The organism is Paenibacillus mellifer, assembly GCF_023195895.1.
Classification (GTDB): domain Bacteria; phylum Bacillota; class Bacilli; order Paenibacillales; family Paenibacillaceae; genus Fontibacillus; species Fontibacillus mellifer.
Genome location: NZ_JALPRK010000008.1, coordinates 37513 through 55663 on the forward strand (window position 1 = coordinate 37513; position 18151 = coordinate 55663).

General features: G+C 51.9%; 15 protein-coding genes. 6 read left to right on the plus strand and 9 right to left on the minus strand.

The features are described from left to right. Nucleotides 1-52: 52 nt before the first annotated feature. From M0651_RS10645 to M0651_RS10665, 5 genes are all read right to left on the minus strand, one after another. Nucleotides 53-484 (minus strand): GNAT family N-acetyltransferase, encoded by a 432-nt coding sequence (locus M0651_RS10645; RefSeq protein WP_248551727.1) that lies wholly within the window; start codon nucleotides 482-484, stop codon nucleotides 53-55. Then, entirely contained in the window at nucleotides 469-1155 is a 687-nt protein-coding gene (rpiA, locus tag M0651_RS10650) for a ribose-5-phosphate isomerase RpiA (RefSeq protein ID WP_248551728.1), read from the minus strand. Before rpiA ends, M0651_RS10645 begins: the two co-directional genes overlap by 16 nt. 154 nt (nucleotides 1156-1309) lie before the next feature. Further along, complete coding sequence (bcbE, locus tag M0651_RS10655) at nucleotides 1310-2575, minus strand: bacillibactin exporter BcbE (protein WP_248551729.1); 1266 nt, start codon at nucleotides 2573-2575, stop codon at nucleotides 1310-1312. A gap of 84 nt (nucleotides 2576-2659) precedes the next feature. Then, nucleotides 2660-5005: an RNA polymerase recycling motor HelD gene (gene helD / locus M0651_RS10660; RefSeq protein WP_248551730.1), complete on the minus strand. Its 2346-nt coding sequence runs from the start codon at nucleotides 5003-5005 to the stop codon at nucleotides 2660-2662. Between the two features lie 227 nt (nucleotides 5006-5232). Further along, nucleotides 5233-6255 carry an FUSC family protein gene (locus tag M0651_RS10665; protein ID WP_248551866.1) on the minus strand — a complete coding sequence of 341 codons (1023 nt, stop codon included), beginning with the start codon at nucleotides 6253-6255 and terminating at the stop codon, nucleotides 5233-5235. 147 nt (nucleotides 6256-6402) lie between these two features. On the opposite strand from M0651_RS10665, the gene M0651_RS10670 reads away from it, so the two are divergent. After that, on the plus strand, nucleotides 6403-6942 hold the full coding sequence (locus M0651_RS10670; protein ID WP_248551731.1) for a hypothetical protein: 540 nt from the start codon (nucleotides 6403-6405) through the stop codon (nucleotides 6940-6942). A 103-nt stretch (nucleotides 6943-7045) separates the two neighbouring features. Here M0651_RS10670 and M0651_RS10675 read toward each other — a convergent pair whose 3' ends face one another. Then, nucleotides 7046-8122, minus strand: a complete 1077-nt coding sequence (locus M0651_RS10675; protein WP_248551732.1) for an AI-2E family transporter — start codon at nucleotides 8120-8122, stop codon at nucleotides 7046-7048. Nucleotides 8123-8211: 89 nt separating this feature from the next. After that, complete coding sequence (locus M0651_RS10680; RefSeq protein WP_248551733.1) at nucleotides 8212-9288, minus strand: lactonase family protein; 1077 nt, start codon at nucleotides 9286-9288, stop codon at nucleotides 8212-8214. A 190-nt stretch (nucleotides 9289-9478) separates the two neighbouring features. Here M0651_RS10680 and M0651_RS10685 point away from each other — a divergent pair, with 190 nt between their 5' ends. After that, entirely contained in the window at nucleotides 9479-9835 is a 357-nt protein-coding gene (locus M0651_RS10685; RefSeq protein WP_248551734.1) for a LytTR family transcriptional regulator DNA-binding domain-containing protein, read from the plus strand. A gap of 98 nt (nucleotides 9836-9933) precedes the next feature. On the opposite strand, the gene M0651_RS10690 is transcribed toward M0651_RS10685, so the two are convergent. Together M0651_RS10690 and M0651_RS10695 are read right to left on the minus strand one after the other, a co-directional pair. Continuing rightward, nucleotides 9934-10926 (minus strand): aldose 1-epimerase, encoded by a 993-nt coding sequence (locus tag M0651_RS10690; protein ID WP_248551735.1) that lies wholly within the window; start codon nucleotides 10924-10926, stop codon nucleotides 9934-9936. A gap of 107 nt (nucleotides 10927-11033) precedes the next feature. Then, entirely contained in the window at nucleotides 11034-12296 is a 1263-nt protein-coding gene (locus tag M0651_RS10695; RefSeq protein ID WP_248551736.1) for an MFS transporter, read from the minus strand. A 103-nt stretch (nucleotides 12297-12399) separates the two neighbouring features. Between M0651_RS10695 and M0651_RS10700 the strand changes: the two genes are divergently transcribed. The 4 genes from M0651_RS10700 to M0651_RS10715 all read left to right on the plus strand — a co-directional run bounded on the left by M0651_RS10700 (nucleotide 12400) and on the right by M0651_RS10715 (nucleotide 18084). Further along, nucleotides 12400-13287 carry a C40 family peptidase gene (locus tag M0651_RS10700; RefSeq protein ID WP_248551737.1) on the plus strand — a complete coding sequence of 296 codons (888 nt, stop codon included), beginning with the start codon at nucleotides 12400-12402 and terminating at the stop codon, nucleotides 13285-13287. Nucleotides 13288-13470: 183 nt separating this feature from the next. Continuing rightward, on the plus strand, nucleotides 13471-14391 hold the full coding sequence (locus M0651_RS10705; RefSeq protein ID WP_248551738.1) for a type 2 periplasmic-binding domain-containing protein: 921 nt from the start codon (nucleotides 13471-13473) through the stop codon (nucleotides 14389-14391). Nucleotides 14392-14489: 98 nt separating this feature from the next. After that, nucleotides 14490-15542, plus strand: coding sequence for a LacI family DNA-binding transcriptional regulator (locus tag M0651_RS10710; RefSeq protein WP_248551739.1), 1053 nt, complete (start codon nucleotides 14490-14492; stop codon nucleotides 15540-15542). A gap of 100 nt (nucleotides 15543-15642) precedes the next feature. After that, nucleotides 15643-18084 (plus strand): glycoside hydrolase family 94 protein, encoded by a 2442-nt coding sequence (locus M0651_RS10715; protein ID WP_248551740.1) that lies wholly within the window; start codon nucleotides 15643-15645, stop codon nucleotides 18082-18084. The last annotated feature ends 67 nt before the right edge of the window (nucleotides 18085-18151 follow it).

Sequence of the window (18151 nt, forward strand, 5' to 3'; positions counted from 1 at the left end):
TCCCAATAATGAAGAAAGGCCGCAGGGTATCCCCGCAGCCTTTCGACTCTTCCTAATCCTCGTCGTTCTCAACTTCGTAGATACAGCGAAAACGTTCTTCCCCGGAAGCTTCATCCTGAAAGCCGGTAATCTGAAACCCTATACTGCGGAAGAAATCCGCCCCCTCCTCATCGGTGAGGGCTTCCACCCGCTCCGGCCCGGCTTCCGTTAGGGCCAGCAGTACCAAGGCGCGCCCGAATCCTTTCATCCGCTGTTCCGGATGGACGGCAAGATGCTCGATTTCGAGCGTATCCGAAGTATTCACGCGAAAGCCGATGATGCCGGCGATCCCGCCTTCTTCCTCATAACCGTAAAGCTTATAGGTATCCTCTTCTCGATATAAACAGGCCGCCGTCTCCAGCGCATCGGGATCGAACAGGACCGCGCATTCCAGTAACTCCCGAATAGCCGGCTCGTTCACCCGCTTGTTTATTGGTTTGAACATGGAGCCTCCTTGATTTCCGTACGTCCGTCTTCATAACCGATCACGACCGTTTGCGCGATTCCGACAAACAAACCATGCTCGACAACGCCGGTCATCGCTTTCAACTCCTCGCTCAAGCGAGCGGGGTCTGTGATTTGGCCGAAGGCCGCATCCACGATATAATTCCCGTTATCGGTGACGTACAACTGATCCCCTTGCATCCGCAATTCAAACGGAATGTCGTAACGACTCTTCAGCTCTCGCAGCGTCCATTCGTAGCAGAAAGGAACCAGCTCAATCGGAAGCTTAAAGCGTCCTAGGCTGGAAACCATCTTCCCCTGGTCAGCAATAACGATAAACCGGTCGCTGTTGATGGCTACCAGCTTCTCACGCAGTAAAGCGCCGCCGCCGCCTTTGATCAAGGCCATTTGCGGATCAACCTCATCGGCTCCGTCGATGGCGAGATCCAGCTTGTCCACTTCCCCTGCCTGAATCAGAGGGATCTGATACTTCACGGCAAGCTCCTCCGAGGCGTTGGAGGTGGCAATTGCCCGGATGCGCAGTCCGTCTCTCACCATCTCTCCGATTTTCTCAATGGCATAATAAGCTGTCGATCCCGTACCGAGTCCTACCGTCATTCCGTCCTTGACCCATTCTGCTGCGCGGTAACCCGCCGCCTGTTTGGCATTCATGTCTACCCCTCCAAAATCATGACGATTCGTTCCATCGCTCGCTGTTCTCATCTGTCCAGCGGCACTCAGCTCCTATCATACCAAAAAAGCCCGGACAATAGAACAGCAGCGTGCCCCCAAGGGGAAGCGCTGCTGCGAAGAGACGCGATTTGACTTATCCTTGATGCAAAGGTCTGGCCACCTTCTGACGTTTTTGGGGTTCCTTTGGCTTGACGGCTCCGCCGCGCCCGGATTCCGGCTTGACCAAGGTCAGGAGCAGGATGACAGCCACCAGTGACACTCCCGCGATGACGAAGAACATCGTCATATGACCGGCCTTCATCAGCAGGGACATGACCGGCGGTCCCGCCGATACGCCGATAAACCGCATGCTGCTGTATAACGAAGTAATCGTCCCGCGCATTTCCTTGTCGATTCCTTCCGTGATCAAGGCATCGGAGCTGGGCAGAACAATGCCGATGCCGGACCCGCAGACAATCAGACAAGCGATAACAAAATAGATATTGCTAAAAAAACCGATTCCAAATAAAGCCGCAGTGGACAAAATCAACCCGGCAACGCCGGACCATTTCATCAGCTTTTTGTCTTTTCCGATTTTTTTTCCGGTAATATAAGAGGCCAGACATAAAGCAGCCAACGGTATCGCCAGCACCAGCCCCTTGATCACCCCATTCAGACCGTGCTTTGTCTCTAATTGCTCGGAGAGATAAAACAACACGCCGAACAGCAGAAACATGGAGATGCAGCCGATCGAAAATATGGCGTACAACCAACGCCCTTTCTGCTTCAACACGTCACCGACGGCGGAAACAAATTCCCGCAGCGGCTTGGCTTTCTCCCGCTCCTTAGGTTCATGCACCAGAAAAAGCACCAACAGCACAGAAATGAGACAGAGCGCCGGAATGGACAAAAGCGGCGCATACCAAATCCAAGCGCCAAGCAGCGCGCCTAAAATGGGACTTAACACTTTGCCAAATGTATTAGAGGTTTCAATTACGCCCAGATTGTGGCTGACCTCCTCATCGCTTTCAAACAGATCGCCAACCAGCGGCAGCACGATCGGAAAGGCACCGGCCGCACCGATCCCCTGCAGGAAACGCCCACCCAGAATGATCCAATATACCGCCAGCCCGTCCGCAAACCAATCCGCAATCCCCGATACGCAGCCTCCGATCCCGGCAATAATCAAACTGGGCACAATGATCGCCTTACGGCCGAATTTATCGGAGAGATAGCCGGCAATCGGAATCAGCAAAATAGCCACAACGGCATATACGGTGATTAGCATACTTACCTGAAAAGAGGTAACGTGGAGCTCGCGGGCAATTTGGGGCAAAATCGGAATCAGCATGGAATTGCCCAGCGTCATGATAAGCGGTATGGATGCCAAAGCAATCAAATCGCCTCGTTTGCCGACCATCTAACCATCAGGCCACCCTTCACGAAAAGAAGTTTAAAACAGACCCGGTTAGTGTGATTCATTTTGCCGAAATTATACTGCCCTTTAAGGAAGCAGAGTATAGGTCGATTTTGCCGCTTCCCGAATAAATCGGCTCGGCTCACCAATTGAATAGACACGCAGCAAATGCATCGCTCTCGTACAAGCGGTGTAGAACAACTTCCGTTCAGCATCCCTCGTATATCTCCGGTCGGAGCCGTCATAGATCAATACCGCATCAAATTCTACGCCTTTCGCCAAATAAGCCGGAATGACATGGACGCCCTTCTCGAAGGATAACGTCGTTTTCTTGATCAGCTTGGCCGGCAGTTTGGCGCTCAGCCGCTCATAAGCTTCCAGGCTTTCCTCCGCCGTTTTGCAGATCACTGCGATCGACTCATAACCGTCCGCGCGCAGTTGACCAATGGTTCTCTCCAGCGAGGCATGGAGCTCGTTTATATCCTCTACTAGTTGAACCTCAGGCATTTCACCCTCCCGATTGAACGGCACGATCGCTTCCCCGCCGGGAATCATTTCACGAGTGAATTCGACGATTTGACGCGTAGAACGATAGCTTTGCTCCAACGTAATCAGCTCGCTCTCCTCCGCTCCATACAAGTCGCTAAACACAGAGGACTGCTGAAGCACCGAGGCATGCGCATAAATCGCCTGGTTCAAGTCGCCAAGCGCCGTCATTTTGGCACGCGGGAACAGCCGCTTCAGGAAGAACAGCTGGAACGGCGAATAATCCTGCGCTTCGTCGATGATGACGTGACGGATCGAGGTGTTCGATCGGAACCCAAGCAGCAGCTCTTTTAAATAGAGAAAAGGTGTAATATCTTCATAGAACAGCTCGCTGTCCGCTATTTTCCGCAGCGTCTGTTCGCAGATTTCTTCCCAATGCTCAGGCAGCCCTTCGGGATTGACCTCGCGGATCATAAACAAGTCGCTGAACAACTGCGTATACAGTCGCGTTACGTCTACGAAGCGCAGCGACTTGACCCATTTGCGGAGTGGCTTAAGTCGTTCGCTAACCACCATTCTGGCCAAGATAGTCTTCTCATCCTCATAGTCGCTGAACGAGGTCCCTTTGCCTTGCTGCTTGCGCCGCATACGCTGGTAAGCCCGCTGATAATCCTCCGTATCCAGCAGCTGAATTTGTTCTTCAACCCAAGGCTGTTCTAACTCGGATTTGCCAAAAGCGGCGATTTCCTTGAGCAGCCACTCCTTCAGCAGCTCGCAGCGGTTCGCCAGCCGGATCGCCGGATCAAAGGCATAAAATTGCCGGGCGATTTCCTCCGCGCCAACAATCTCCCTTCCTTGAAAACGCAGCGGTTTGAAGATCATTCCTTTTTGTTCCAGCAGCTCCTTATACCGCGTGATCGCGAGCAGGAACTGCACCGACGATTTAAAGCGAATTCCACTGATCCGGGCTTGATAGTCCTCATCCTCCGGAGCGGAAAGCACGTATTCAATCTGTACAAACGGATCCTCAAGCTGGAATTCCCGCCCTAACCGGTGTTCCAGATACTCTTGGAACGTCGTTTGCTGCATGTTTTCTTCGCCTAGTTCAGGTAATACCGTTGAAACGTAACTGTTGAACATTGGATTGGGCGAGAACAGAATCATCTGGTCGGCTTGCAGCACCTCGCGGTGCTTGTAGAGCAAATAGGCGACACGCTGCAGGGCGGCCGACGTCTTGCCGCTACCGGCGGCCCCTTGTACGATCAGCATCCGGCTGCGATCGTTGCGAATGATCTTGTTCTGCTCGCGCTGGATCGTTGCCACAATGCTCTTCATCTGCGCATCGGAACTGCGGCTTAGTACCTGCTGCAGCAGTTCGTCCCCGATCGTGACGCCGGTGTCGAACATCAGCTTGATGTTGCGACCGTGAATCACGAACTGACGTTTCAGCGACATCGCCCCGGTGATCGTACCGGATGGCGTCTCATAGGAGGCCGGCCCAGGGACACTGTCATAATAGAGGTTGGAGATCGGCGCACGCCAATCATAAACGAGGAACGTTTCATCTCCATCTTCAAGCAGCGAAGCGATCCCAAGGTAAATGGCTTCCGCCGGTTCCCCCGCTTCGGCGAAATCGATCCGGCCGAAATAAGGCGATTGCTTTAACCTTTTCATCTTCCCGAGCGCAATGGACGCATGCTGATGGCTCTTCTCCCGCTCCGCGAGCACCTGGGATTGCTGCCGCAGACTGGTGGACGTTTCGCCGACATCATCAGCTTCGCTAAAATTCACCGTCACTTCGTCCCAGAAGTCTTTCCGCATCTCGACAACGTCTCCGCGAACGCTGCCGACCTCTCGTTCTAGTTTGCGGATTCTGGCGTCGATTTGATCGGCCACGTACTCCACGCGGCGTTGTTCTTCCTGCCAAGCCTGATCTGTATGATCCAATTGAATCGCTCCCTTGAATGGCTTCTAAATCACCCACAACCGATCTATTGACATTAATTTAAAAATGTGATAAAATTGACTCAGGTTGATTGCGACTAACCACTATTAGTTTGCAGTCTATTTTTTATTTTATCAAGAAGAACCTTACTTATCAATCTATGTTTGCTCGATTACTGACATGAAAGTCCTGCCCCTAAGGCAGGACTTTTTTCATGTTCTAAAATGGATTAGTCTCCGGCTCCCGCTGCGGAATGGTCGGCTAACCGATTAAGGCGTTCCAATTGATGCCCATATTCATACATCTCGGCCGACACGATGGATAATCGCAGGACGCCTGTCCGCTCGGCCGCATACCGATCCAGCATCCGTCGCAGGAACTCATCATTTTCGTTTTCAAACTTCAGCGTTTCGCTATAACCCGGCTTTAGCTTGTCGTCGAATTTCAACATGATATGCTCATGGAACTTGGTCAACTTCTCCAGATGCTCATCGAATTCCCGATTTAACTCCGGCGTACGGGACGCCTGGAAATAATGTTGTTCCACGGCGTCCAGCACTTCAAACCCTTTGCGCAGCGTACGCAGCATTTGCTTGTACACGACTAACTGACGATGGTCGCTAAACTTCGGCGCCTTTATTTTCTTCTGATCCTCTTCCATCAGCTTATACTTATCGGTCAGTTGTGCGATCGTATCCTCGAGCTCCCGTTTGTCGGCCCGAAAAACCGATTCTTTGATTTCATCGGAGACGGCCGTGCGGAGCAACAGTGAGAGTCGGTCGAAAGTTTGCCTAACCTGCTGCTCAAATTGGACCTTTGGCTTGGGCGGAAATAGGGCGATATTAATGATAAAAGCGGAAAAAATACCGATCAAGCTCAACAAAAACCGATTCAACGCGAAGTCCCATTGGCCCGAGGCCTCCATAACGGAAACCACCGTGACCAGGGTTATGCCAATGGTATCCCCCATTTTAAGCTGCAGGCAAATCATGATAACCAAAATACATACCAGACCCACGGCAATCGGTTCGTTTGAGAACACCATGCCCCCAAGCATAGCCAGGATAGCCCCCAATGTATTCGTCTGCAATTGATCGATCAAGTAACGCCAGGAACGATAAATTGTCGGCTGCATGGCAAATATCGCGGCGATCCCCGCGATAACCGGCGAAGATAATCCCAGCAAAGCGCCGGCATATAAAGCCAGGGTGACCGCAACCCCCGTTTTCAGCATTCTCGCGCCAAATGTCACTTCCATTCCCCCTACGCTTCACGACACATTCCATTTATTTTAAGCGAAAATTTAAGAAATATTAAGGTTCATTTCAGATATCCTGCGTTTTTTTGGTCAAGACTGATGAAGGCAAGGACCAAATTATTCTAAACGAAGAGGTGAAAAATGTCCATGTTTATGGAGAACTTGAAACCGACGGCCGGCAAACTGACCCTTGCACTCCTGCTCGCTGCAGGTTCAGCCGCTACGGCGGACACCGTGTATGCGGAAACGGGCACACCGACCGATCAACCGCAACAGGTCCAACCGAATCCGTCCCAGACGGATACGAAGCATCATCACCCGCACGGTCATCACTTCCGCGGCGGTCATATCCTCACAGATACGGCCGAACTGCTTGGAATTGAACCGAAAGCGCTGGTAGTGCAACTCAAGCAGGGTAAGACGCTGCTGCAAATTGTGCAGGCCCAGAAGGGCTGGAGCGAAGATGAATACCTGAAGAAGCTGACCGAATCGGCAAACCGTAATATCGACCAAGCGCTTGCAGAGGGCAAAATCGACAAGGAGAAGGCGGACAAAATCAAGTCCAAACTCCCGGAAAAGCTAAAGAAGGTCATTAACCGCTCCTGGAAGGACCGCGAACCGGGACAACCTACGGCGGATTACCAGAACAATCAGGTTAACTGGAGCCACCTGCCGCATTAAGAGAACGTATAAACTTCGGTTGATCTCTACAAAAAAACCGCTGGGCTACCTATACGGTTAGCTCAGCGGCTTTACGTCTATCCAATCATTTGAACTTCGCAGTTTAATTCTCTGCCGGCGGTTCCGTTTCCGCCGCAATTTTTACCACAGCAGGCGGATGAATTCCCACAGGCACCTCGACGATATCCAGCATAAAGATAAAGATCGGAACGCCAACAATCAATCCCCAGATCCCAAGGAAGTGCTCGGAGACCAGCAGGATAAGAAAGGTAAAGAAAATCGGCAAATGGGTTTTGTTGGACATGAATTTCGGATTCAGGAAATACGTTTCGACGGCATGTACAACAGCGATCATAACCAGCACATAAACGATTTTAATTAATCCACCGATTTTAAAGGCGATCGCGCAGAGCGGGATCAATGAAATGATGACGCCCATGACCGGGACCAGCCCCAACAGGAAGATCATGATCGCCAAGGCAATCAGGTTTGGAAATCCTAATATCCATAAGAAGATCGTCGATAGAGAAGCATTGACTAGGGCAATTAAGAATTGCACCTCAATCACTTTGCCGAAGGACTGGACAAACTTACGTCCAAAGTACTCCAGCTCCTTGAACAGCCCGCCGATCCGACTTTCGCGGAACAGGACTGTAAAATTGGTCACCTTCTCTTTCTCCAGCAGGAAGAACAAACTGAGCACGATGGCGATAAACAAATTCAAACTCCATTCACCGATGTCGGTCAGCGTACTGAGCAAGAAGTCAAAACCGTTGTTGATATAAGCCGATAGATCGATATCTTTCAAATATTCAACAATGTAGTTCAAGATCGGGTTATCCGGCAGTACCGGAGGATTAGCGTAAAAGGATATCACTTGGTTAACCAAATCGGTTAGTTCGGTGAGCAGCACCGGCATATAATAGTAAATGGCGTAGCCGAGCAAAGTAATCAACACGACATAGATAAACAAGACGGTTACGGTTCGGTTGACGCGAATCACCTTAGCCACATTCCGGCTGATGAAGTTGTGCAGCCGATTAATTAAATACGTCAGAATGAAAGTAATCAGCAGCATGTTCAGCATACTTCGGGCGAAGTACAGAACGATAACGACAAACAGCAGGGCTAACACCCTGCGGAATCCCGCCATTTGAAACAATTCCTTAAAAAACGTCATGAGTCACAACCGGCTCCTTCATGTTTACTGGAGAAAAATCCCCTGGGTTAATCTTAAGCGAGCCTCTTCTACATTGCAAATGAATCCTTTTAGAACCAAACCGGCTTCACGCATACCGGCTTGGATACAGATACGGTCCGGCCGGTAAACGTCATTCGTCCGCTCTCCGGCTCAACCGAAAAGACCGCTAACGCACTGTTATCGCGGTTTGCAGCAATGAGAAACAATCCGTCCGGCGTAAGTGCAAAATGCCGCGGATGCCCGCCTTCGCTGGAGACATGTTCAACGAGCGTAAGCCGTCCGCCCACCGGGTCGATCGTGAAATGCACCAAGCTGTCATGGCCTCGGTTGGAGCCATAGAGATGATGGCCGTCCGCTGAAATAGCTACCTCCGCCGTCGTATTTTCCCCTGTATATTCAGTCGGCAAGGTCGGCACCGTGTCCTGCAGTGTCAATTCACCGGTCGCCGCATCGTAATTGAAATGGGAGATGGACGAATTCACTTCATTGATGGAATATAACCACTCTCCGTTTGGATGAAAGACCAGATGGCGTGGACCCGCCCCCGGCGGGGTAGAAACTTCGCTATGGTATACCAGCCGTCCGACTTCCGGTTCAAACGAATACACCACAATGCGATCCAATCCCAGATCAGCAACCAATGCAAATCGATTGTCCGGGCTAAATGTCACGGAGTGGGGATGCGGACGATCCTGACGCACCGGGTCGGCGCCTTGGCCTTCATGCTGACGTTCGTCGACCAATCGTCCCACTGATCCGTCTGCCTGAAGCTGCACAAGGCCGACATTCCCCCCATGATATCCTGACACGACGGCAAAGCGACTGCTTCGGTCGAGCTGAATATGCGAAGAGGAAGGGCGGATCGTAACCTCACGATTCAATTCGCGCAGCTTGCTCTCGGTGTCGACATCAAATGCAATGACCTCGCCGATTCGCTCCCCTTCCATGGACGTTTCGGAAATGGCGTAAACCTTGCGGTGCTCTGCATCCACGCCAAGGAAGGTTGGGTTCTTCATCCCGGCAGCTTGATCCAGGAGACGAATTTCTCCGTTGGCTGAATCCATTTCATATACATAAACTCCAGGATCGTTCGCTTCGGCGTAGGATCCTACAAATAACAGCAATCGAGGTTGTGAAGCTGACAAGTCAATTTCCTCCTTCAGGATAGCTCGTTTGGAATAACATCCTCTATATTTTTTCGTAAATAAGTGTAAAAGTCCAGTCTCAGCCGAAAAAAGTTAAAATTTTTAACATGAACCGGTCACCTACCCAAATTGGATAAAATATGATATACTGTAAGCGCTTCCGAAAGCATCTTCTAAAGGGGGATTTGGAATGATGAACGTCGGACTCGAAGAAAGGGGTGTCTATGAGGACCTCAATCCTTACGAGACGTATTTCTTCAAGATCGGAGCTCACGGACTGGTTTGCTTCCATGGACGGAATTACAGTATTAAACAGAGATTATCCGCCGAACAGACCTCGAAGCTGATCTCAGACCCTCGCTTTTACCGCATCAGCACGAACTGCTACGTCAACCTGTCCCAAGTCTCCGAAATTCGCGACAACGTCGTATGGTTCCGGGATGAACGGCACGGCATCAAGACGATTCATGTGCCCAGACGTAATTTGGAGCAAATGAAGCGGCTGATCCCGTCGCAACGTGGCACGGTAACTGCCGGGGTGAATTAACTCTCCGCCAATGGGATCAGGCCTAACGGCCAAAGAAAAAGCAGCCTGACTCACGTCGTCTCAGACGGCCGGTCGGCTGCTTTTTTCATTTAATATTGTTATTTCACATACAGACGGGAGCGTTCTTCCCAAATCTCACCCGGAAGCAAGCTGAACAATCCAATTTCTTCCGCCGGCAAATCCGACTTCGGCGCATTCACCAGATTGATTTGCGGCTCAGGGCAGAAGAAGCCTTCCGTTGCGCCGTTATTCCAAATCATCCATTGCTTGTAGGAGGTTCCCACGTCGTATACGAGGGTCTTTCCGAGTCTCGTGTCGGTCAGCTCCATCCGATTTCTACCGTTCTGCGGCACGGCCGTATAGTGATTATCCATAGATGCGAAGAATGGGAAAACGCCTTCCCCCTGCATCTGCAGCTCTTCGGCCGTCAGAGGTTGATAGGATCCGGTCGGGAGCATCCGATCGCTCATTTGCCAACGTTGTCCGATCGTCAGCTTCACCCGATAATCCTTCGCTGTACTCTCTGGCGCAAACGGTGCATTCACCGCCGTATGGAAAGCCAATAGGCACGGCATCTCCTTGTCGCCATCATTGAGGATGAACACCTGCTGAGCCAAGCCATCATCGCTTAAAGTGTACTTTAAACGGGCGGTAAACTTGAATGGCAGGTAACGGTACACCTCATGGTTCTCGTCAACAGCCACCTTAACCGTGACATAACTTTCAAACGGCGTTTGGCCGAAATCCTCGACCTCCCAGGCCGTCGTATGTAGAAATCCGTGCAGATGGTTATGGGTTGCCGCCTCGTTGACCGGGAACTCAAGAACCTCGCCTTTCCACGGGAACCGTCCGTCCTCGTAGCGGTTTGGAGGAAACAGCACCGGAATGCCGTGAACTCCCGGGTTGCTCTTGAAAGCTTCCATCTCGCTTTCACCAGGTTCGCGCAAGAATCGGTAACCGCTTTCGACATCACGGAAAGCGATCAAATTACCGCCGATTTCCGGCAGCAGGATCGCTTCGTACCGTCCGGATTTGAGCCATACTGCTTTTTCACCTTGATAGGTACCTTCGTAAGCCGTTCTTTGTGCCATGAATGATAATCTCCCTTCATTGCTTAGCTGCTCAACTTGTAATATACCTTAAAGCGCCTCCAAAAGTCACCCCTGTCCGTCACAACCATGAGCTTGAATCCCCGCCATCAAACATCACGCAAAATTCGCCGACCCAAACTCGCGGCCAACACAAACATCGCCGTCCCGACCACCAGTTGCATACCGAATACTTGTGTCCAGATCGGCCACGCTTCGATCCATTCCAGTACCTGGCCGCCCAACAACGGGCCAAAGAAGGAGGCGACGCCCGTAATGGCTGAGTACATCGCCATGTACATCGGACGTTCCGACTTGGGGGTGTCACCGATCATAAAGTTAAAGGCCAATTGGTTAAAGCCGCCGACCCCCACCCCAAATATCATGTGAGCCAGGAAGAGCACGGGCAGCATCGGCATGAAGGACAGGCCGCCCCAGCAGAGAATCGCAAGCGCAATGATCGGTAACGTCCAAAACAGTAGGCGTCGATTGCTGTAACGCGCGTTTAGATTCCCCCAAACGTAAAAGCTCGCCATCATAAATACCGTCTGCGTCACATTCAGAAGCGAGATGGTCTGGTAATTGATGTGCAGCAACTCCAGCATCACATACGAATAAAGCGGAACCACGAGGTTCTGCAGGAGCAGGAAGCCTGCCAGGAACAACGTTGCCTTCATAAAAGCTCCATCGCGGAGCGGTTTGCGAAGCATCGGGATAAACTTGCTTTCGGCCGATCGCTCAAACGCCATGTCGGGATAAAACGTAAACACGATAATGTTGGCTATAGCGCTGATCCAGATCACGATATACAAATAGAAGAATCCCTGTGCCGCAGAATAATGATCCAGTACCATCCCGCCTAAAAACATCATTATTGTGCTCAGCGCATTGAGGAACGTATTCCGGATCCCGAAATACCTGCCTCTAACGCGTGCCGGCACAATATCGCTTATCAACGAGTTCCACAGCATCGCGCCAACTGTATTGAAGATAAATGCGACGATATACAGACCGATAAATCCAGCGACCCAATAACGGTGCGGAAATACAAACGGGACGAGACCCGTAGCCCCCCAAAGAATGCGGTGCATCCCAACGAACAACACCAACGCCCATTTACGGCTGGTCAATCGTTGGATCAAGAAGGCGACAGCAATTTGGGCAATATTGACAAAGGTCGTAATCGCGAGGACGAAGCCAATCTGTGCGGAGTTCGCCCCCAAATACAGCAAAAATCCAGTCAGGAACTGACCGCCGAGCAAGGTTTGAAAGATCGTGGAAGGGACACCCTCCCAGGTTGCGATCGACAGGTTGCGGCGCTGGCGTGTCGGCTTGCGCTGTACTTGCGTTTTTTGCATGATGTTGCTCTTCATGATGATGGTTGCTCCTTTAGCTCCTGCCCGAATAGTTCTATCTCTTTTTTTACATACTTCAATTGATTCGCTAATCTGAATGAAATGGAGTGCTTCTCACCCTATGCGCAATACCTTGAAGTTTGGGATGTTCCTTGTTTGTATGGCCCTGCCGCTTGTGCTTGCCACCTCATGCAGCCAGCCGGACCGGCTCCGCTCGAATTCCGTCCCTCCTGCCCGTAACTCACCGGTAAGAACGGAAGCGGTTACGGATGCGGGCGGCACGAGTTGGGTTCCGCTGCCCCAAGTAGCTCAAAGTCTGGGCTTACGACTCCAAGAGACGGGCGACACCGCCAATCTCGGCTTTACCGATGTCATGTTTACTGTTCAACCCAGTCAAAGACATGCCATCTCCTTTGGACGGCCCATTTCCCTGCCCCAAGCTCCGGTTCGCGAGAACGGCCAATTGTATATGACGATGGATGCCGTATCGGCCTTGCTGCAAACGAAGGCCCGGATCGATTCCCGCACGGGAGATTTGGCGTTTGATCGCATTTCCCCCGCAGGTGGCCCCATTTCTCCGCAGACGGGAACAAGCCAATACGGGATTCTTGGGGTTGACGATCATCGTGATGAGATGGTCTCCTACGCCAAGCAATATTTGGGCGTTCCTTATGAATTTGGCGCTGCCCCTTACGAGCAGTCTAAAACGTTTGATTGTTCGTCCTTTACCCGCCATGTCTTCAAAAAGTTCGGTCAAGATCTGCCGCGGCTGGCCCGGGATCAAGCCCAAGAAGGCGTTACGGTGACCCGAAACGAGCTTCAAGTCGGAGACTTGATCTTCTTCACCGTCCCCGGTCGGTTTAAATCCGACAATATCGCCGGTCATGTCGGTATCTATATCGGCGATGGCAAATTCATCCACACCTGGGGTGAACCCGGCGTTCAAATCAGCCCGCTGGATAGCGGCTATTGGAGTGACGTGATCATTTCCATGCGCCGGATTCGTTAACTTAGGCCTGGATCTATCTGGATCTATCCGTCAAAGGCCGGGGAACCGCGGGGTTCACCCGGCTTTTGATTTTGTCGACAGGTCATTTCCCTTCATTACAAATACAAAGTATAATAAATGTATGCATCACTTTCCATATAATATTTATACATCAAAACCCGATGGATTCAGAGGAGAAAGACAATGGACAACGACAATTTGAAACAGGATTATGAACTGCTGGGGTTACCCGAAAACGCTTCCCGCGAAGAATTGGAAAAAGTATTTGATATTTTGCTCCGTAAATCCCGCTCACGCCATCCGAGTCCTGGCGAAGCCGAGGACATCGAACGAAAAATCCAGGCTTATAAGCGGATCGTGGAGACGGAGGAACAACGGAAGATCGCGGAATTAAACCAGAAACGCTATGCGAAGTGGGGCAAGCTCGCCGGATCTGCCGAGAAGGTCGACGATTTTTTTCGACTTTACCGAGCTCACGTAATTATTGGACTTATCGCTGTTGTAGCCATTATCTTCGGTACGAACGCTTATCTAGACCACCGCGAGGAACAGAAACGGTTAGCCGCCCTGCCCCCCATCGACCTGTCGATCATGATGGTTGGCAATTTTATGACCGACGACCAAAATGGCGGTGTCGACGCCCTAGAGCAAGCGATGACGGCACAGATCCCCGGCTTCAAGCGGGTGGAAATTGAGAATGTGTATTTACCGCCTCAAGGAGAAGCTGGCATGAGTACCGCGGATATAGCCTACCAGCAAAAAGCGATGGCCGTTATTGCTAGCACAAGTCCGGATATTTATATTACCGATACCCCAACTTTTGATTGGCTGTCGAACGGCGGCGCTTTTCTCAGCCTTGATGACGTAGCAAGCGGCGAGCTTAAAGATCTCCTGACCGATGAAACCATCGTCACGGATGTATCCGACGAAGACAATACCGAGCACGTGTATGGGATCAAAATCACCGACAGCACGCTCGTCAAGGACCTGCCGCTCGGCATGACGGACATGATTGTCTCCCTCCGTGGCGACACGAAGAATAAAGACAAAGCGGTTCAAATGATGAAAGAGTACTTGGAGAATATCCCGAAGGCGGCGGAGTAGCCGCCTTTTTTTCGTGCATTTTTCGGAATTGATTAATTTCAGGGGATGCTATAAAATAACCCTATAAACGCGCGTTTACGAAAGTGGGGACCAACCTTATGCGCAGCGAAGACATAGCTAAACTGGCCGGGGTGTCCCGCAGCACCGTCTCACGGGTGATTAACAATTATCCGAATGTTCCAGAAGCCACACGGGCCAAGGTACTCCGCGTCATCGAACAACACCACTACGAGCCCAACAGCTTTGCCCGGGCGCTTGCCGGGAAACGGACCGATACGATTGGCTTGTTCGCCATCAGCATGACCGAGAAGGAAGACACCAGCCGCATCTATCAGAACAGCTACTTTGCCCCGATCGTCGACATGGTCGTCGATACGGCCAACGCCCGCGGTTTCTATGTACTCATTCATACCGTATATTCGCCGGGGGATTTCCAGAAGGTCAAGCAAGCCTTCCAGCAGAAGCGGATCGACGGCGGGATTCTGGTCGGCACGCAAAAGGATATCGAGCTGGTTCGAGAAATGGTGGACCAGGAGGCGCCGCTGGTGCTCGTCGATTACGACATCGCGGAAATCATGGCGGAGCGGCTGAACAAGAACCACCTGGCGGTCATTAATTCCAATGACTATGAGGGTACAGTCCAGGCGATCGAATACTTGATTGAGCTGGGACACCGGGACATCGGTATCTTGAAAGGCAGCATGAATACGTATTCGGGACGTGAGCGATACTTAGCTTATGAGCACACGCTGCAGAAGCACGGATTGCCGCTGCCGGAGGCCTTTGTTCTTGAAGGTGAGTTCCTGAAGGAGAGCGCTTATCGCGAAACCCGCAGGCTCATCGAACAAGGGAACCTGCCTACGGCATTGTTCTGCGCTAACGATGACATGGCCTTCGCTGCCATGGAAGCGTTCGCAGAAGGCGGGATTAACGTGCCTGAGCAGTTATCCGTCATCGGCTTTGACGATGTCCAGCTCGCTTCCCGGATCACGCCCAAGCTAACCACCGTCCGGTTGCCTGTTGACGAGATGGCCAAAGCTGCCGTATTGAAAGTGATCGAGCTTTGCGAAGCGGAGCAGCCAACGTTCAGCACAGTCAGCTTTCCCACCCGCCTGGTGATCCGGGATTCCTGCCAATCCCCGGCGGAATAAGCCGGCGCATTCTCCTCCGTATACGATCCACGATCGCTGGGAGGAATCTTTTTTCAATATAATAAACGCGCGTTCACAAACGAAGGGAGAGTTCCTATTCATGAAATTCGGAGCATTTGACGATCAGCGCAAAGAGTATGTCATCAACACGCCGCAAACCCCTTACCCTTGGATCAATTACCTCGGAAATGAGCAATTTTTCGGATTGATCTCCAATACGGCGGGCGGCTACACGTTCTACCGGGATGCACGCCTGCGTCGGTTGACTCGGTACCGCTACAACAACATTCCGCTCGACACCGGTGGACGTTATTACTATCTCCGCGACCATGACAACGATGATTTCTGGACACCGGGCTGGATGCCGGTGAAACGCGAGCTTGATTTCTACGAATGCCGGCACGGTTTGGGGTATACCTCGATTACCGGAGAACGCGGCGGGATTTCGGTAACGCAATTGGCGTTTATCCCGCTGGGCTATAACGGCGAAGTGCATCGTCTGACGGTGAAAAATACGAGCAACGAGACGAAGAAGGTCTCCCTCTTCTCTTTTGCCGAGTTCTGCCTATGGAATGCGCAAGACGACATGACCAACTTCCAGCGCAACCTGAGCACGGGCGAAGTGGAAGTGCTGGATTCGGTCATTTACCACAAAACCGAATACCGCGAACGCCGGAACCATTATGCGTTCTATTCCGTTAACCGTGATATCGACGGCTTTGACACGGATCGCGAATCCTTTGTCGGTCTGTATAACGGCTTACATGAGCCGCAAGTCGTTGTGGCCGGCAGAGCTTCTAACTCTGTAGCCAGCGGCTGGTCGCCGATCGGCTCGCACGAGGTGACGTTGAAGCTTGCTCCGGGCGAGGAACAAAGCCTGATCTTCGTTCTCGGTTACGTTGAGTTGCCGGAAGAAGACAAATGGGAAGCCCCAAGCGTGATCAACAAAAAACCAGCCCTCGAGATGATCGCCAAATTCGCCACGGACGCCGACGTCGACCGTGCCTTGGCCGAGCTGGCTTCGTATTGGGACGGCCTGCTGTCCAAATACCAAATCCAAAGCGGCGACGATAAATTAAACCGCATGGTCAACATCTGGAATCCGTATCAATGTATGGTGACGTTTAACATGTCGCGTTCCGCTTCCTATTTCGAGTCCGGTATCGGCCGCGGTATGGGCTTCCGCGACTCCAACCAGGATTTGCTTGGCTTCGTGCATCAAATTCCAGAACGCGCCAGAGAGCGGATTCTCGACATCGCCGCGACCCAATTTGAAGACGGCAGCGCGTATCATCAATATCAACCGCTGACCAAAAAAGGCAACAACGAGGTCGGCAGCGGCTTCAACGATGATCCGTTGTGGCTTGTATCTGGAACCGCCGCTTACATCAAAGAAACCGGCGATCTCAGCATTCTCGACGAGCAAGTGCCATTTGACAGCAACCCGGATAACACGGCAACGTTGTTTGAGCATTTGAGACGTTCCTTCTACCATGTCGTACACAATCTGGGACCCCATGGCTTGCCGCTGATTGGCCGCGCGGACTGGAACGACTGCCTGAACCTGAACTGCTTCTCCAAGGAGCCCGGCGAATCGTTCCAAACGACTGCGAACATCGAAGGCCGCGTCGCCGAATCCGTATTTATTGCCGGTTTGTTCGTCTTCGTAGGCCCGGATTTCGCAGAAATCTGCCGCATGCGCGGATTGGACACTGAAGCAACGGATGCCCTCGACTGGATCGAAAAAATGCGCAAGACAACGCTGGAGCACGGCTTCGACGGCGACTGGTTCCTGCGCGCTTACGATCATTACGGCGAAAAAATCGGCAGTAAAGAAAATGCGGAGGGACAAATCTTCATCGAGCCGCAAGGCATGTGCGTCATGGCCGGCATCGGCGTTGAAGAAGGTTTGGCAGCCAAAGCGCTTACTTCCGTTGAGGAGCGTCTTGATACGAAATACGGTATCGTGTTGCAGCAGCCGCCGTATTCGAAATATTATCTGAACCTGGGCGAAATCTCCAGTTACCCGCCAGGGTATAAAGAGAACGCCGGGATCTTCTGCCACAACAACCCGTGGATTATGATCGCTGAAACGGTATTAGGACACGGCAACCGGGCGTTTGAAGTGTATGCGAAGATCGCGCCGGCTTACCTCGAAGAGATCAGCGAAGTCCATCGGATGGAGCCTTACGTCTATTCGCAAATGATCGCCGGTAAAGATGCGGTACGTCACGGCGAAGCGAAGAACTCCTGGCTCACCGGTACGGCAGCCTGGAACTACGTAGCAATCACCCAAGCGATCCTCGGTGTTCAAGCGGACTTCGCCGGCCTGAAGGTAGCTCCTTGTATCCCATCCGCATGGGACGGATACGAAATCACCCGCGTCTTCCGTGGCGACACGTACGTGATTCGCGTGAGCAATCCGAACCACGTAGAAAAAGGCGTGGCCCGTATCTCCGTCGACGGCAAGGCAATCCAGGGCAACGTCATCGCCCCGGTTGGCGACGGCGGCGTGCATCAAGTTGAAGTTGTTCTCGGATAAGAGATGAACAAAGCCCTTTCGCTTTCCGCCAGAAAGCTGAAAGGGCTTTGCCCATATCGGCCCACCT

Excerpts from the sequence above, each read along its gene's own strand:
- M0651_RS10645 (WP_248551727.1), bottom strand. The coding sequence starts at position 484 with ATGTTCAAACCAATAAACAAGCGGGTGAACGAGCCGGCTATTCGGGAG.
- rpiA (WP_248551728.1), bottom strand. The coding sequence starts at position 1,155 with ATGAATGCCAAACAGGCGGCGGGTTACCGCGCAGCAGAATGGGTCAAG.
- bcbE (WP_248551729.1), bottom strand. The coding sequence starts at position 2,575 with ATGGTCGGCAAACGAGGCGATTTGATTGCTTTGGCATCCATACCGCTT.
- M0651_RS10670 (WP_248551731.1), top strand. The coding sequence starts at position 6,403 with ATGTCCATGTTTATGGAGAACTTGAAACCGACGGCCGGCAAACTGACC.
- M0651_RS10675 (WP_248551732.1), bottom strand. The coding sequence starts at position 8,122 with ATGACGTTTTTTAAGGAATTGTTTCAAATGGCGGGATTCCGCAGGGTG.
- M0651_RS10685 (WP_248551734.1), top strand. The coding sequence starts at position 9,479 with ATGATGAACGTCGGACTCGAAGAAAGGGGTGTCTATGAGGACCTCAAT.
- M0651_RS10690 (WP_248551735.1), bottom strand. The coding sequence starts at position 10,926 with ATGGCACAAAGAACGGCTTACGAAGGTACCTATCAAGGTGAAAAAGCA.
- M0651_RS10695 (WP_248551736.1), bottom strand. The coding sequence starts at position 12,296 with ATGAAGAGCAACATCATGCAAAAAACGCAAGTACAGCGCAAGCCGACA.
- M0651_RS10700 (WP_248551737.1), top strand. The coding sequence starts at position 12,400 with ATGCGCAATACCTTGAAGTTTGGGATGTTCCTTGTTTGTATGGCCCTG.
- M0651_RS10705 (WP_248551738.1), top strand. The coding sequence starts at position 13,471 with ATGGACAACGACAATTTGAAACAGGATTATGAACTGCTGGGGTTACCC.
- M0651_RS10710 (WP_248551739.1), top strand. The coding sequence starts at position 14,490 with ATGCGCAGCGAAGACATAGCTAAACTGGCCGGGGTGTCCCGCAGCACC.
- M0651_RS10715 (WP_248551740.1), top strand. The coding sequence starts at position 15,643 with ATGAAATTCGGAGCATTTGACGATCAGCGCAAAGAGTATGTCATCAAC.